Source organism: Microbulbifer sp. SE14 (genome assembly GCF_059834885.1).
The window spans coordinates 1-887 of the sequence record NZ_JCBAJA010000084.1 but is presented as its reverse complement, the minus strand read 5'-3'; the positions used below and the strand labels follow the sequence as shown (position 1 = coordinate 887).

At 51.0% G+C, this 887-nt stretch carries 1 pseudogene; it reads right to left on the bottom strand.

From position 1 onward, the window contains the following. Positions 1-747 precede the first annotated feature (747 nt). Positions 748-887: pseudogene (locus AC6R19_RS22745) on the bottom strand (IS256 family transposase); the annotation flags it as partial.

Genomic DNA, 887 nt, shown 5'->3' with positions numbered 1-887 from the left:
AGCACGTTTGCTCCGATCCATACCGGATAATTTCCTGATTTTATGATGGGCTCAAGCTCCTTAAACCCTTTTCTTGTTATTGCAAATATGACCATGATCGAAATTTAACGCCGCGCTCTGGGGCAGCCTACTATATGCACCTTTTTGTGTGAAAATGTGAGCGCAGCGAGCCACACAAAAAGGTGCATATAGTAGGCTGTCCCTCAGCAGCGCCTGGTTAGTGACGGCGCTGCTCTGCACTCCCTACTGGCACTTTGCCCGGAGCGCAGCGGAGGGCCGCCGCCTGTTTAAGTTGGGGAAGAATACCAGACTTCCCACGACGAATAACTTTCTTACTGGCAACCCACAATATTGGTTTGTGATTGCCGATGCCTACAACCCTGAACGAAGGCACCAGGAACGAAACTACTTGACGGCAATCCGGCACTGATTTTGATACCGAATTGCCGGCTACTTGTACCGGATTTTGCGCCACCAACTTTGCTCATTTTGTAACGGCCACGCCAAACTAACGCTGAGTTCATGGGCAGCCTGCTATGCGTGCCTTTTTGTGCAAAATAGGAGCGCAGCGACTGCACATAAAGGTGCGTATAGTAGGCTGTCCCCTGCAACGAATTGTTCAATCTTGCTACAGGGTACTGGCCAAAGCCATATGCAGTAGAGGGTAAGGCTTGCCCTGACCATCTAATGGGGAACGGCCAACGACCATGAAGAGGGTGTTCAAAACTCTGTGTCAGCCAAATAGCCTCACAGGCTGATGTATTTCTCCAGGCGGCCCGGGAAGTGGATCGTCAGCTGTGATAGCGTCAGGTTCCAGTTCTGAATCGGATGCGTCCATCGCTCGGAGGCTTTCAGTATACCGGCATAGAGCAGTTTGAGTAAGCTGT